At 70.9% G+C, this 14,751-nt stretch carries 10 protein-coding genes; 8 read left to right on the plus strand and 2 right to left on the minus strand.

From position 1 onward, the window contains the following. Positions 1-10 precede the first annotated feature (10 nt). Positions 11-2,302 (minus strand): MtsA protein, encoded by a 2,292-nt coding sequence (locus SYV04_RS09075; protein ID WP_321545267.1) that lies wholly within the window; start codon positions 2,300-2,302, stop codon positions 11-13. A gap of 211 nt (positions 2,303-2,513) precedes the next feature. On the opposite strand from SYV04_RS09075, the gene SYV04_RS09080 reads away from it, so the two are divergent. From SYV04_RS09080 to SYV04_RS09115, 8 genes are read left to right on the plus strand one after another with little or no spacing between them, the layout of a single operon-like run. Next, entirely contained in the window at positions 2,514-2,924 is a 411-nt protein-coding gene (locus SYV04_RS09080; RefSeq protein WP_321545268.1) for a hypothetical protein, read from the plus strand. Between the two features lie 34 nt (positions 2,925-2,958). Continuing rightward, positions 2,959-5,259 (plus strand): AgmX/PglI C-terminal domain-containing protein, encoded by a 2,301-nt coding sequence (locus tag SYV04_RS09085; protein ID WP_321545269.1) that lies wholly within the window; start codon positions 2,959-2,961, stop codon positions 5,257-5,259. Between the two features lie 50 nt (positions 5,260-5,309). Continuing rightward, the gene (locus SYV04_RS09090; protein WP_321545270.1) at positions 5,310-5,945 is read left to right on the plus strand and encodes an outer membrane beta-barrel domain-containing protein; all 636 of its coding nucleotides are present in this window, start codon (positions 5,310-5,312) and stop codon (positions 5,943-5,945) included. After that, positions 5,942-7,582: a hypothetical protein gene (locus SYV04_RS09095; RefSeq protein ID WP_321545271.1), complete on the plus strand. Its 1,641-nt coding sequence runs from the start codon at positions 5,942-5,944 to the stop codon at positions 7,580-7,582. Before SYV04_RS09090 ends, SYV04_RS09095 begins: the two co-directional genes overlap by 4 nt. Further along, positions 7,579-10,854 carry a tetratricopeptide repeat protein gene (locus SYV04_RS09100; protein WP_321545272.1) on the plus strand — a complete coding sequence of 1,092 codons (3,276 nt, stop codon included), beginning with the start codon at positions 7,579-7,581 and terminating at the stop codon, positions 10,852-10,854. The genes SYV04_RS09095 and SYV04_RS09100 overlap by 4 nt, the downstream gene beginning before the upstream one ends. After that, on the plus strand, positions 10,851-11,324 hold the full coding sequence (locus SYV04_RS09105; RefSeq protein ID WP_321545273.1) for a hypothetical protein: 474 nt from the start codon (positions 10,851-10,853) through the stop codon (positions 11,322-11,324). Before SYV04_RS09100 ends, SYV04_RS09105 begins: the two co-directional genes overlap by 4 nt. Further along, the gene (locus SYV04_RS09110; RefSeq protein WP_321545274.1) at positions 11,321-11,956 is read left to right on the plus strand and encodes a hypothetical protein; all 636 of its coding nucleotides are present in this window, start codon (positions 11,321-11,323) and stop codon (positions 11,954-11,956) included. Before SYV04_RS09105 ends, SYV04_RS09110 begins: the two co-directional genes overlap by 4 nt. Then, on the plus strand, positions 11,956-13,866 hold the full coding sequence (locus SYV04_RS09115; protein WP_321545275.1) for a tetratricopeptide repeat protein: 1,911 nt from the start codon (positions 11,956-11,958) through the stop codon (positions 13,864-13,866). Before SYV04_RS09110 ends, SYV04_RS09115 begins: the two co-directional genes overlap by 1 nt. Positions 13,867-13,875: 9 nt before the next feature. On the opposite strand, the gene SYV04_RS09120 is transcribed toward SYV04_RS09115, so the two are convergent. Continuing rightward, complete coding sequence (locus SYV04_RS09120) at positions 13,876-14,724, minus strand: DMT family transporter (protein WP_321545276.1); 849 nt, start codon at positions 14,722-14,724, stop codon at positions 13,876-13,878. Positions 14,725-14,751 lie beyond the last annotated feature (27 nt).

Raw genomic sequence — 14,751 nt, forward strand, 5'->3', positions numbered from 1 at the left:
TGACGAGGCATCACAACGTGAGGAGGAAGGCCAGCAGATCATCACGCTCCTGGGGCGTGAGTGCCTGTGCGTTGCCGTGCGCGGGCCCCGCGCTTTCAATGACGGCTCGCAACGGGAAGCGCGTGCCCACCACCAGCTGGTCACCTCGCACCTCGTAGCCCGCCGCCGCGCTGGTCAGCATGGGCCATACGTCCCAAGCGCCCATCAGCGCTGGCGGCGCCGCGCCTGGCACCAGGTCCTGCTGCTCCAGTCGCAACGGCAGCGCCAGCGGCGTGCCCACTTCCAGGTAGCGCCCGCGCGTCTCCGCTGTCTGATCCAATGTGTAGAGCGGCGCCGGGTGACACGCGGCACAGCCCGCCTTTCCCTCGAACAGCGCCCTCCCCTCTCCCGGCCGGCCGCTGCGTCCGTCCGGCAATTCCAGCGTCTCCGGCGGCGCCCCGTCCTCTCCCACGAAGGGGTTGGGCAACGTCGGCACCAGCGCCGTGAAGAGCGTCAGCGCCTCCACCTCCGCGTCCGTGAGCAGCGGGTTCTGGTAGCGGTTGCGATTGCCCACCGTCCGGATCGTCTCCCCGATGCTGTGCGTGCTGGCCGGCGTGAAGTACGGCGGTGTGTCCCGGCTGCCCCGCACCGTGGTGGAGCGGTAGATGCGCATCGGTCGCGTCTTCTCGAAGAAGACACCCCCGGTGTGCCCCTCCACGTGGCAGGCGTCGCAGCTCATCGCCGTGCGCCCCATGTCCGCGTAATAGAGGACCTGTCCCAGCCGACGCTTCGGCTGTGTCCGCATCTCCGTCACCGGCAACTGGCGGACCACCCGCGCCCGTCCCGTACGCGCCTCCGACACATCCACCACCGCCAGCGTGCCGGTGAAGCGGTTGAGCACGTAGAGCGTGCGCCCATCCGGCGCCAGCGCCAGCGCGCGCGGCCCCGAGTGCAGCTCCACTCCCGCCCGGCCCTCCTTGCCATAGTCCTCGTCCGGGCGAGCCCGCGGCGTGTTCTCCGGCAGGGGAATCGGCAGCTCCTGGAGCAGCGCCTTGCGCGCCCCTACCTCGCTCTCCACCAGTCGCCGCGCATCCACCACCCGCACCTGCCCCAGCCCGATGTCCGCCGCGTAGAGCAGCCCGCCGGTCTCATCCAGCGCCAACCCCTCCGTAATCCCCGCCCCGAAGCCTCGGTGCCGCACCATCACACGGCGCGCCGGATCCACCACGCCCACCCCACCGTTGGCGCTCACCTCCATCCGCTCGACGTTGGGCCCCACGTTCGGCCCCAGGCTCGAGAAGAACAGACGCCCCAGCCGCTCGCTGGCCACCATCCCGCGCGTCGCCTTGCCTCCCATCACCTGCGCCGAGAAGCGCTCCGTGCCGCCGCCCACGATGGGTACGCCCGGCGCTGGAACCACCGTCGACACCCGCTCACCGTCCGACTGGCGCAGCAGCTCCACCTGTCCCGTCTGCTGGCCGCCCACCGCGAGCAGCTCCTTCCACGGCGCCAGCGAGCGCGGGTTCGGATCCACCGCCGCCGCCCACCGCTCCTTCCCATCCTCCAGCGACAGCGCGCGCACCGTGTCCCGCACCTGCTCCGCGACGAAGGCCACCTCGCCCCGCGCGTCCACCGCCAGCCCCATCGCGCCCGCGGGCGCCGGCAGCACCCGCGAAGCTCCCGACCCGTCGAGCGCGTACAGGCGCAGCTCCGGGCTGAAGCGGTGGGCAATGGCCAGCCAGCCGCGCCCCCCCGCATCCTTATATGTCGCCAACGCGCTCGGGCCGTCCGCCGTCTTCAGCTCCCGCACCGCCCCCGAGCCCAGCTCCACCGCGTACACCGTGTCCGTCGGCGGCGAGGCGATGAACGCCTGGCTCCCATCCGGAGACACCGCCAGCTCCACCAGATCCGGGAACGCGGTGTCGTTCACCACGTCCAGCCGCGCCTCTCCCTCGGTCGCCGTTCCCGGATCCGCCAGCAGCCGCGCCTTGACGTTCACCTGGGGCATGCCCGCTGGCAGCGGCAGCTCCCCCGGCAACCGTGCGTACGCGTGCCGCCCGTCCACCACCTTCAGCGCCAGCTCGCGCGACAGCGGAGGCCCCAGCGCCAAGCGCATCCCCGGCTCCAGCCCTTCGCCGTATACCGCCAGCGGCTGCGATGTCTGGTTGCTCGTCAAGCGAGGGCCCACCGCCAGCAGCTTCGCCGCGGGCCGTGTCGGTGCAACGGGGACAGGCGCCACCTCGGGCCGAGCGCGCGAAACGAAAACAGCCGCTGCCCCCACGCACAGGGCCAGCGCCACGAATACCGCGAGGCTGCGTTTCATCGATGTGACAACCCGGCAGTCCAGAGAGGAGGAACCCAACTCTACCTTCTCCACCCCTCTGGCCACCCATGACCGAAAGTTCTCAGGGGGTGGGAACTCGCCCCCTCACATGGTGTGGACAGCCCTCCACACGCCGCTCCGCGCCCCACAGCGCTCCCTCCGTCGTCGCGTTGACACAGCGGTACAAACATCGACTAACCTGGAACTCAGAATGCGACGCATCCTTCTCTGCACCCTCGTCGCCAGCATCCTTGGCATCGCTCCTCTTCCACACCTCGGCTCGGAGGCATGGGCTCAGCGCGCGCGCGCCTCCCGCGCCAAGAGCAAGGCAAAGAAGCCCGCCGCCGCTCCGAAGTCCGTGCCCAAGTTCGAGTCGAAGACCGACCCCTCTGCCTCCATGACGGATCCCGTCAGCGGCGAGGCCGCCTCGGCCAACGCTTCGGCTCCGCCGCCCAGCCGCGGCCCGGCGCGCATCGACTTCGATGACCGCCTCATCCAGGGCCAGACGAACAAGTCCGGCGCTGTCTATCTCTACGATCGCAAGGAGCTGAAGACGCGATCGATGATCCGCGAGCGCGAGAGCTTCCGCTCCGAAACCCTCTCCACCGTCTACGACCAGTAGGGCTTCGCCCCACGGCCCCTCTAGGAGTGTCCACGTGAGCGCGCAGCCCTCCGTCCTCCAGGTCGTCATCCTCCGCGACGGGTTGCTCGTCGGCACGGAGGTTTTCGTCCCTGGCACCTACGCCATCGGCTCGGACTCCTCTTCGGATCTGCGGCTGGATGACGCCTCCATCGATCCGCGCCACGCGGTGCTGTACTTCCAGAACGGGCGCTCGGCCATCCAGGACGCCGGCTCCACGCACGGCGTCTACGTCAACGGCCACCGCGTGTCCGCGTGCGAGATCCGCCCCGTGGACGAGGTGCTCTGCGGCCCCTTCGTCCTGAAGACGCGCGTGCTCTCCCAGCGGCCCGCCGACAAGCCGCAGCCGCCGCCCGAGGTGGCCGCCCTGCTCGGCGCCGCGCCTCCCGCGCCCCACGCTCCCGCGCCCCAGGCCGCCGTGCGCCCGCTCCGGCCCGCGCCCGCGCAGCAGGTGGCCGCGACGGTACCCGTGGCGCGCAGCCCCGTCCCGCAGCAGGCCGCCGCTCAGCCTCCCGCGCCCGAGCTGCTCGCCACCACCGTTCCCATCGCCGCCCCGCCGCCGTCCATGGCCCGGCCCCCGCAGCAGGCCGCCGCGGTACACATGGCTCCCGCGAGCCCCGCGCCCACCGTGGTCCCCGTGCCTCAGCGGGCCCCGGTGGCTGCCTCTCGCGGAGGCCCCGCCGTCGCCCAGGTCCCCACCCCCGTACCCGTGGCGCTGCCCCCGCAGCCCGCCGCCGAGCCCATGCCCGCGGGCACGATGCCCTCCGCGCGCCGCCGCGCTCCCCAGGAGCTGCAGCCGGTGGGGCCTCCACCGTCCATGGTGCTGGCCGATGATCTCCTCGCGGACATGGTGGATCCGGCGGACCTGGGGTTGGCCCCTGTCCCGGCGGCGCCGCTCCCGCACAAGGCCCACGCTCCGGCCCGGCCCACGTCCGAGCCCAGCCGCCCCACGCACGCTCCGCGCATGGCTCCTGGCAAGGGCGCGGCCCAGCTCTACCTGGAGCTGTACTGGGGCGGGATCCGCCGCGAGGCCCACCGCTTCCAGCCGAGCAAGCAGCCCCTGAAGGCCGCGGGCGATACGCGCGCCCCCATGCCGCTGTGGGGCTTCAGCCTGCCCGAGGAGGGCTTCACCCTCGCCGAGTCGCTCAACGGCGCCTACCGCCTCTTCGTGCCGCCCGGCTCCACGGTGGAGCGCTCGGGCGCGGATGGGCGCTTCCAGCCCGTGCAGTCCTCCGCGCTCGAGGCGGACGGCAACCGCCGCTTCGTCACCCTGCGCGATGGCGCCGCCGCGCGCCTGAGCCAGGGCACCATGTCCCTGGTGGCCTACGCCGCCCCCGTGCCCGAGAAGGTATGGGTCAACCCGCTCAAGGGCCTGCCCTGGCTGGCGCTGGGGTGCTTCTTCCTCTTCTCCTGCGGCCTGGGCGTCTTGGTGGCGCTGAAGCCGGATCGGCCCGAGTCTCCGGACTTCACGCAGAAGAACCTCCCTCCCATCGCGCTGCGCCTGCTGGCGCCCGAGCCGAAGAAGAAGGAGGAGGCCAAGAAGAAGCTCGAGGCCATCAAGGAGAAGGCCAAGCCCAAGAAGGAAGAGAAGGTCGCGGAGAAGCCCACCCCCAAGCCGGTGGAGAAGACGCCGCCTCCCAAGAAGGAGGTGGCCGTGGCGCCCCCTCCGCCCGAGTCTCGCGCCCTCAAGGCCCTGGCCAAGCTGTCGGCCGCCGGCCCCGCCACCAATGACTTGCTGGCGGCGGTGGACAAGCTGGGCAGCGGCCCCGGCAGCAAGAACGTGAAGACGTCCAACTACAAGCTCTCGGGGCTGATCGGCAAAGCCCCCATCGCCAACGCGGGCCTGGGCACCTTCGGCCTGGGCGGAGGCGGCAAGGGCGGCGGCGCCACGCTGGGCGCGGAGCTCTTGCGCGGCAAGGGTGGCGGCGGCATCGGCGCGCTGGGCGCTGGCGGCGTGGGCAAGGGCAAGGTGGGCGGTGTGGTGACGCGCGCCACCACCCGCAGCATCTCCGCCACGCAGGGCAGCATCGACCGCGAGGCCGTGGCCAAGGTCATCAACAGCCACCTCCAGGAAGTCCACGCCTGCTATGAGCGCGGTCTGCTCAAGGATCCGGGCCTGGCCGGCAAGGTGGTGCTGGAGTGGACCATCGGCGCCGGTGGCCGGGTGGCCGCGGCCAAGACCAAGTCCTCCACCCTCCGAAATGCCTCTGTCGAGGCCTGTATCCTCAGCAGCCTGAAGGGTTGGGCCTTCCCCACCCCCAAGGGCGGCGTCGTCATCATCTCCTATCCCTTCATCTTCAACTCGGTCGGCTACTGACGCGGGCTCTCCCCGCGTCCGTGGCGGCCTCCGCTCGGACAGTCCCCATCGTGCGAAAAGCCCTCCTCCTGTTCCTGTCGCTCATGCCCGGCCTTGCCTTCGCGCAGGCCGAGGCGCTGGAGAACCCCGGTACCGTGTCCGCCGTGCAGGACCGGGCCTACCGGCTCAACCACGAGCTGACGCTCGGCATCGGCGTGCTGCCGGCGGACGCCTACTACAAGGGCTACTTCGCGGGGGTCGGCTACACCTACCACTTCAGCGATAGCTTCGCGTGGCAGGTAGGCCGCGGCTCCTACAGCTACAACGTGCAGACGGGCCTGCGCAGCCAGCTCGAGAACGACTTCGGCGTGGCCCCCACCGCCGCCGCCTTCGAGGACGAGGTGCAGTGGATGGTGGGCTCGGACGTGCTGTGGAGCCCGCTGTACGGCAAGACGGCCTTCCTCAACCGCAAGGTGCTGCACTTCGAGGCGTTCGTCATCGGCGGCGCCACCATCTTCAAGCTCAACCGCGAGGGCGGCTTCCGGCCGGGCGCCAACGTGGGCCTGGGCCTGCGGCTCTTCAGCAGCCAGAACGTCTCCTTCCGCCTGGATGTGACGAACAACTTCCTGTTCGCCGGCGCCCGGCGAATCGTCAACGTCCCCACCATCCAGTTGGGCACCGCATTCAACTTCGGCGCCACGGAATGACTCCCCGCACCCTGCTCGCCGCGCTCACCAGCGCCGCGCTCCTCACCCTCCCCGTGGAGGCCCGGGCCGCTGAACCCGCCGCGCCCAAGCCTCCTCCTGCTCCCGCTGCCGCCACTGGCGCGGCGCCCAAGCCTCCTCCTCCCGCCGCCGCCACTGGCGCGGCGCCCAAGCCCGCCGAGGCCGAAGCGCCAGCCGCCGCTGCCGCCGCTCCCGCCGAGACCGAGGCCGCCGAGACCGCCGCCGAGCCGGCCACGCCGCCCGCTCCGGAGAAGGTGGACCCCAAGCTCTTCGACGAGGCACTGGCGGAGTACTTCGCCGGCAACCCTCGCGCGGCCGCGGGCCCGCTGTTCGCCTGGCTGTCGGCCGCGCCCCGCACGGACGACAACTACGCCTGGGGCCAGTACTTCCTGGCGCGCAGCCTCATCGACCTGGGGCTCACCCACGCAGGCGCCACGTACCTGGCGCGCATCGCCCGCGAGCGCTCCAACCCCAACGTGCTGCCGCGCGCCCTGGAGACGCTCAAGCAGCTCACGGACAAGCCTCACGACGAGGTGATGATCGACGAGCAGGTGTTCGGCGCGTTGGACCTGGGCTTCCTGGAGCAGGAGGCCGGCGCCTACGCTCACTACCAGCAGGGGCTGGTGGACCTGCGGGTGGGCAACGAGCGCTGGGCCAACACCCACTTCGCCAAGCTGGAGGAGGGCGGCGCCGAGGCCAGCCGCGCGAAGTTCGCGCTGCTCGTCACCCGCCTGCGCACGGTGAAGGAGCCGGGCGAGGAGCTCATCACCGACTTCCTCACCCTGTCCAAGGACGAGCAGCTCACCCGCGAGGCGCGCAACGAGGCGGCGCTCGCGGTGGCCCGCCTGCGCTACGAGCGCAAGGACTACCCGGGCGCGCTGGAGGCCTACTCCCTGGTGAAGCTGCCCGAGCTCGATCCGGGCCGCGCCACGCTGTACCTGGAGGAGGCGTGGACGCGCTACAAGCTGGGTGAGCTGCGCGCCGCGCTGGGCATCCTCACCACGCTGGATGCGCCCTCCTTCCGCGACGAGTTCCTTCCGGACAAGTACCTGCTGCGCGCCCTCATCTACCGGGACCTGTGCCACTACCTGCCGGCCAAGCGCGCGGCCAAGGAGCTCACCCGCCGCTTCGCCGACTCGCTGGACGCCATCGCCGAGCGGGATGACCTGACGCAGGACCTGCGCCTGCGCCGCGCCGCCGCCGCACACGGGAGCACCAAGCGGGCTTCGCGCTTCAAGGAATTGCTGGAGCTGGAGTCCGAGCGGCTGGGCCGCTACGCGGGCAGCTTCGGGGAGCGGCTGCAGGCGCACCTGACGAAGCTGTATGCGCTGTCGCTGGGCGAGTCCGAGCGCGTCTACCAGGCGCGGCTGGGCGAGGCCGTGCGCCAGGAAGCCGACACGTTGCTGCGCGCCTCTGAGCAAGTGCGCCTGATGGAGTACGAAGTGGGCCTCAAGCTGTATGAGCGGGTGAAGAAGGGCTCCAAGGCAGTGCTGCCTCCGGAGGAGGAGCTGCTGCGGGCCGAACAGGTCGCCTTCCGCTTCGATGGGGAGTACTGGAACGACGAGCTGAAGTCGTACCGGGTCCGCATCGACAGCCGCTGCATCGAGGAGACCCCATGAGCGGCCAGCTGACGGGCCTCATCACCGCGGTGCTGCTGGCGGCCAGCCCTGGCGGCCCCGCGCGCGGGGATGCGGGCCTCAACCCCATCGTCTCCAAGGCCAAGGAGCGCGAGGAGCTCATCACCAAGCTCAAGCGCGACATCTTCAAGGTGGACCGCGCCATCGGCGAGACGGAGCGGCTGATCGCCAAGAGCCGAAACGCCCCGTACCTGCCGGACCTGCAGTTCCGGCTGGCCGAGCTGTACGTGGAGAAGAGCCGCTACGTCTATTACCTGCAGGCCGAGTCCCGGCCGGAGGGAGCCAGCGGCGCCATCGTGTCGCCGGAGACGCGGCTGCTGAAGAACAAGGCGGTGCAGATGTACTTCCGCCTGCTGCGCGAGTACCCGGACTTCCACGACGGGGACAAGGTGACGTTCTACCTGGCGCACGAGCAGCGCGAGCTGGGCAGCTTCGACGAGATGCTCAAGACGCTGGGGGACCTCATCCGCAAGTACCCCTCCAGCCCCCTGCGCCTGGAGGCCGAGCAGATCCTCGGCGACCACTTCTTCGACAAGGCGGACCTGGCCGAGGCGGAGAAGCACTACGCCGCCATCCTCGCCCAGCCACCCTCGCCGGTGCATGACCTGGCCCGCTACAAGATGGGCTGGATCCGGGTGAACCAGGCCAAGCACGCCGACGCCGTCACCTTCTTCGAGGCGGCCGCGGCGAGCGAGCCCCTTCCCGGCGTGGACGCCAAGAAGGCGCTCAACATCAAGCGCGAGGCGCTGCTGGACCTCGTCTACAGCTACACCGAGGTGAAGCCCGCCAAGGGCGCGCTCAACTACTTCGAGAAGCTCAGCGAGAGCCGGGCCACCTTCGCCCTGGCGCTGGACAAGCTGGGCAACCGCTACTTCATCAAGCAGCAGTACGAGTACGCCATCCCCGCGCTGCGCAAGCTGATGGAGATCCAGTTCGACCCCGAGCTGGACCTGGAGCGCGGCCAGAAGCTCTACGACGCGCTCAAGGCCTCCAAGGGCAAGGTGATGCCGGAGCCGACGGACCTGCGCTTCCTGGTGCGGGCCGCGGTGCAGAGCAAGACGGACCCGGAGCTGCCCGAGGCCGACCGCAAGAAGCACCTGGCGGAGCTGGAGGAGATGGCGCGCGACTTGTCCACGCAGCTGCACCTAGCGGCGCAGAAGAAGGACGACAAGGCGATGTACGTCACGGCGGCCTCGGCCTACCGGGAGTACCTGAGCCTGTTCCGTCCGGACGCCTACGTGCGGCCCATCATGAAGAACCGCGCCGACGCGCTCTTCGAGGCCGGGGCGTTCCCGGACGCGGCGCGCCAGTTCGAGGAGCTGGCCCGCTACGAGGAGAAGGCCAAGCAGCGGGATGAGAAGGCCATCGAGGCGGCGGTGTACGGCGCGCTGCTGTCGCACTTCTCCACCGTGAAGCCGGAGGAGGCGCTCAAGCGCAACGCCTTCGAGGTGGCCGACGCGCGCCAGGCCCTGAAGGTGCTGGGCGGCAACTACGTCACCCGCTTCCCCAACAGCCCCAACGTGCTGGAGGTGAAGTTCAACATCGCCCGTGCCTTCTACGAGGACGGCGACTACCAGAAGGGCGCAGAGCTGTTCACCGCGTTCGCCCTGGCGCACCCCAACCACAAGGACGCCGCCGTCGCCGGCAACCTGGCGCTCGATGGGCTGCGGCAGCTCAACGACTTCAAGGGCCTGGAGGAGACGGGCAAGAAGTTCCTGGGCACCGCGCTACCCGCGAAGTTCCAGGACGACGTGCGCAAGATCCTCACCCAGAGCAAGGCCGAGGCGCTGGACGAGCTGGCGCTCAAGAGCGCGCAGGAGACGGGCGACGTCATCCAAGGCCTGCTCAAGGTGGCCGACGAGAACAAGAGCTCGGAGATTGGCGAGAAGGCCCTGTACGGCGCCTTTACGGCCGCGCGTGAGAAGCGGGACATGACGCGCCAGCGCGAGCTGGGCACCAAGCTGCTCACCGACTACCCCAAGAGCCAGTTCCTCTCGGACGTGCTGCTAACGCTCGGCCGGCACGCGGCGGAGGCCGGCGCCTTCGGCGAGGCGGCGGGCTGGTACGAGCAGGTGGGCCAGAAGCTCACCGGCGACGTGACGGGGCTGGATGGCTACCTCTCCGCCGCCCGGCTGCGCATGGCGATGGGCGACTACAAGGAGGCGGCACGCACGCTGGAGACAGCCTCCGAGACGGCCGGCGCGCGCAAGGCCGAGGTGCTGGTGCTGCTGGCTGACGCGCGGCTGAAGCAGAAGGACTACGCCAACGCCCGGCGAGCCGCGGAGTCCGCGCTGGCTCTGGACAAGCTGAGCACGTCGGCGGCGGCGGTCATCGCCGAGGTGCAGGCCACCACCGCTCCGGGCGAGGCTCCTGACAAGCTGATCTCCACCCTCACCACGGCGGTGCAGGGGCCCAACGGCCAGACGGAGGAGGCGGCCAAGGGCCTGTGGTTCCTCGGAGAGATCCTCTACCGGGGCTACAAGGAGCTGCCGTCGGACAAGGTGGAAGAGAAGGTCGGCGCGCTGCAGGGCCTGGAGGGCATCTACACGCAGGCGGCCTCGCTGGGCTACGCGGAGTGGGCGGTGGCCTCGCTGTGGAAGCTGGGACTGGCGTACGGACACCTGGCGGACGTGGTGGACGGGACGCAGCCGCCCGCGGGCATGTCGGCCGCGGAGGCCAAGGCCTTCCAGGCGGCGGTGAAGGAGCAGGTGGCACCGCTGCGCTCCCGCGCGGAAGAGGCCTTCAAGGCCTGCCTGAACCGCGCCGAGCAGCTCGAGGTGTACAGCGCGGCGGTGGTGGGCTGCCGGACTCGGAGCGAGACGGCGGCCATGCCGGTGCCCGCGCCCGGGGCGCCCGTGCGCAACGCGTCGGTGGAGGAGCTGCGCAAGAAGGTGGAGGCCACGCTCACCGCCGAGTCGCTGGAGGCGCTGGGCATGGCGTACCTGGAGTCCCGGCAGTACGGGCTGGCGCAGCTCACGTTCGGCCGCGTGACGGAGCTTCAGGACACGCGCGCCGCCTCGCACAACGCGCTGGGCTGGGCGCTGCTCAACCAGGGTGATGCGATGAGCGCGCGCGAGGCCTACGCCCGGGCGCTGGAGGCCGACCCGACGTACAACAAGGCCCGCCTGAACATGGCCGCCCTGCGCTGCCGCTTCGGAGACGCGGACGGGGCGCGGCGCGAGCTGTCCGTGCTCAAGGACGTGGCCTCGCTCAATGGCCCGGACGTGGACGCGGGGTGGAAGGCGTGCAAGTGAGGCTCTTCGCCATCGCCCTCTCGGGCCTGCTTACCGCGTGCGGCCAGGGGCCGCACCTGGAGGGCAGCGTCACCTCGCTGTTGGATCTGCGCTACGAAGGTGCCCAGGCCGTGGGCACCCAGGACGAGCTCTCCGTGCGCTTCTTCACGCGCAAGGGCGCCAGCGAGGACACCATCCTCAAGGTGTCGGCCAGCCTGGAGGATCTCGAGTACGCGCCAGGCCAGTCCGTGGACCTGGCGCAGTTGCTGGACGAGGAGCCTGACTCGGCCCAGCGCGGCACGGTGAGCCGCAGCGTGCTGGATGAGCCGGTGCGCGACTTCCCGCGCCTCACCCGGGGCACGCTCACCTTCGATGAAGCCCTGCAGCCCGGCGCTACCGTGTCGGGCGAATTCCGCGTCACTTTCGTCAACGGCACCGACGTCTACTCCGGCCGCACCATCTTCGGCCGCTTCGAGGCGACCGTTCCATGAAGCGCTTTGTCCTGCTCACCCTCCCCCTGCTCGCCGCGTGTGGCCCGCGCTATGGCATGCGCGCGCCGGACGAGATGGTGAAGAAGCTGCCCTACGAGACACGCATCGAGCTGCTGGAGGCGGAGAACGCCCTGGCGCTCGCCATCGACCGCGTGGACGAGGCGGGCAGTGAAATCCTCCGTGCCCGAGACAACATCCGCCGCGCCCGCTCGCGTGCCCAGGCCGCCGAGGCGGAGCTGGACCGCGCCGAGGACGCCGTCTCCCGCGAGGTGGCCCAGCTCACCATCGACGAGGCGGAGGCGCGCGTGGAGTACCTGCGCGCCCGCCAGCGCCTCAACGTGGACCTGCAGGAAGTGGAGCAGCTCGCGCTGCGCTGCGCCTTCGCCCGCTTCGAGCAGGCCCGCGTGGAGGCCGCCCGCAAGGCGAAGGTGGAGGGCAGCGAGGAGCTGGATCCGAAGGAGTTCGAGGCCCAGGTGGCCGAGTGCGACGCGGAGGTGAAGGAAGAGCGCGCCGAGCTCACCCAGGGCACCTCCGAGGAGAAGGCGGCGAGGGAGGCGTGGGAAGGAAAGAAGGCCGCGCTGGCGAAGAAGACTTTTGACGCGCGAACCAGTCCGTACGTGGAGAACCTGTGATGATCCGAGCCGGAGCCCTCGTCTTCCAGCTTCTCACGGCGCAGGTACCCGCGCCGGCCACTCCCGCCCCCGAGGCCGCCGCGGAAGCCGCGCCGCTGCCCCCAGACGCGGACGCGCTCTACAAGCTGGGCACGGCCTTCCTGGCGAAGGGGCAGCCCAAGAAGGCGGTGACGCCGCTGACGAAGCTGGTGGAGAAGGCGCCGGACGTGGTGGCGGCGCGCGTGGCGCTGGCCCGCGCGCTGCGGCTCTCCGGCGACACGGAGCAGGCGCGCACCCTGCTGGACACCTCCCTGGCGGCATACCCCGAGGAGTCCACCCTGCGCGCCGAGCGCGGTTTGCTCGCGCGGGTGTTGGACGAGACGGATGTGGCCATTACGCAGTACTCGGTGGCCGCGGAGCTCTCCCCCAAGGACGCGGAGCTGCAGTTCAACCTGGGCGAGGCGCTGCACCGGGCGGGGCGGACGGACGACGCCATCGAGGCCTACCAGGACGCGCTGAAGCTGGATGAGAAGCTGACGGTGGCCCGGGTAAACCTGGGCAAGGCCCTGGCCGAAAAGGGGCGGATGGGCGAGGCCAAGCAGACGCTGCAGAAGGCGCTGGAGCTGGCCCCCAAGGATGCCGAGGCCCACTACAACCTGGGCGTGCTCCTCATGAGGGAGAACGACCTGATGGGGGCCATGTCCGCGTACAAGAACGCCCTGGAGGTGCAGCCGAAGCACGCCATGGCGCACAACAACATGGGCGTGGTGTACGACGGGCTGGGGCAGCACGAGAAGGCGACGGAGGCCTTCAAGAAGTCGATCGCCGCGGACGGCAAGTACGCGGAGGCGCACTTCAACCTGGGGCTGGCGTACTTCCGGCTGGGCGACAACGTGCGCGCCACGAAGTCCTTCGAGAAGGCGCTGCTGCTGGAGCCCCGGCGCTCCAGCGGGCCGTACACGCAGCTGGGCCATCTGTACCTGCAGCAGGGCAAGAAGGACCGGGCGGTGGCGGCCTTCCAGAAGGCCATCGAGGCGAGCGCCGAGGACGGTAAGAAGACGACGGAGGCGTACCAGGGGCTGGCGCGCGCGTACCTGGCCCTGGGCAAGGTGGACGACGCCATCGCCACGCTGAAGAAGGTGGTGGAGGACTTCCCCAAGGACGCGAGCGCGCGCGCGGCATACGGAGACGCGCTGAAGGCCAAGGGAGACCTGGACGGCGCCATCGCTCAATACGAGGAGGGCGTGCGGCTGTCGGCGACGGTGGAGGCGCGGCTGGCGCTGGCGGACGCGTACGCGAAGAAGCACGTGGGCGCCAAGGCCCAGCCGCTCTACGAGGAGCTGCTGAAGGAGGAGCCGAACCACCGCGCGGCGAAGCTGGCGCTGGCGGACCTGTACCTGGCCATGGGCCGGTACGCCGAGGTGGAGACGCTGCTCGCGCCGAAGGAGGGCGAGGAGTCGGACCCCGCGGCGCTGGCGCGGCTGGGCGTCATGCACTCGCGCATGCAGCGGCCGGACAAGGCGCTGGAGCTGCTGGAGCAGGTGGCGAAGAGAGACCCCGCGCAGCTCGACGCACGGGCGGAGCTGGGGCAGATCTACCTGCGCGGCGGTGACCCGGAGAAGGCGGTGCGGGTGTTGGGTGACGTGCTGGCCATCGAGCCCCGGCACGCGCTGGCGCTGCTCTACACGGGCCAGGCGCTGTACCTGCTGCGCAAGCCGAAGGACGCGGAGAAGTCGTTCCGGGCCGCGGCGCAGGTGGACCCGAACTTCGCCGAGCCGCACAACGCGCTCGGGCAGCTCCTGGAGCAGACGGGCCGGGTGGACGAGGCGAAGGCGGAATACGCCAAGGCAGTGGAGCTCCAGGCCAACCACGAGGACGCGAAGACGGCACTCAAGCGGCTGGGCGGAGTAGCGACGAACAAGGCACCCTGAGCCGCCTGTCTACGCCGGCCAGCCCAGCAGCACGGCCCCGGCGATGACGAGCACCGCGCCCGAGAGCTGCCGGTGCCCCGGCCGCTCGCCCTGGAGCATCGCCAGCACCAGGGCGAAGGCGATGGAGGTGTTGCGCAGCGTGAGCACCGCCCCCGCCCCCACGCGCGAGAGCGACACGAGCATCAGCGCGAAGGACAGCGTACACAGCCCGCCCGTGACCAGCATCAGCACCGGACTCCGCCGGGCCTGCCGGAGCACCGCTCCCCTGCCCTCCCCTCCCAGGCGCGTGAGCATCAGCATGGGCAGCGCCACGCACAGCGCCAGGGCGAAGAGCGCGGGCGCCTGCGCCCCCTCCCCGAGCGCCAGCTTGTAGGCCACGTGGTAGCCGGCGATGCACACCGCGCTCACCGCCGCCCACGCCACGCCCCTCCCCGCTGGGCCCGCCGGGCGCGCCAGCCCCGTCACCACCAGCCCTCCGCCCAGCACCAGCGCGCCCGTCACCGTCAGCGGCGTGAGAGCCTCTCCCAGCCACAGCACCGACACCGGCCACACCAGGAGCAGCGCCCCGCCGCGCGCCACCGTGTACGCCAGCCCCAGCGGCGCGTGCCTCAGCGAGCGCGCCAGGGAGAACAGATAGGCCCCTTCGCACCCGCCCGCGACGAGGCACCACAGAAGCCCTCGCCGCGTGGGGAACGCCTCCCCCTGCAGCCCCAGCGCCCACAGCCCACCCAGCACCACGGCCACGGAGGTGACGCCGATGATGCCCGCCTCGGGATCCTGGTGCCGCTTGAGCAGCGCGTTCCACAGCGCGTGGAAGAACGCCGACAGCAGCACCAGCGAGAGGGCGACAGGCTCCACCGAGGCTCCAGGAAAGGGAGGCCCGGT

This window comes from Hyalangium ruber, assembly GCF_034259325.1.
GTDB classification, from domain to species: domain Bacteria; phylum Myxococcota; class Myxococcia; order Myxococcales; family Myxococcaceae; genus Hyalangium_A; species Hyalangium_A rubrum.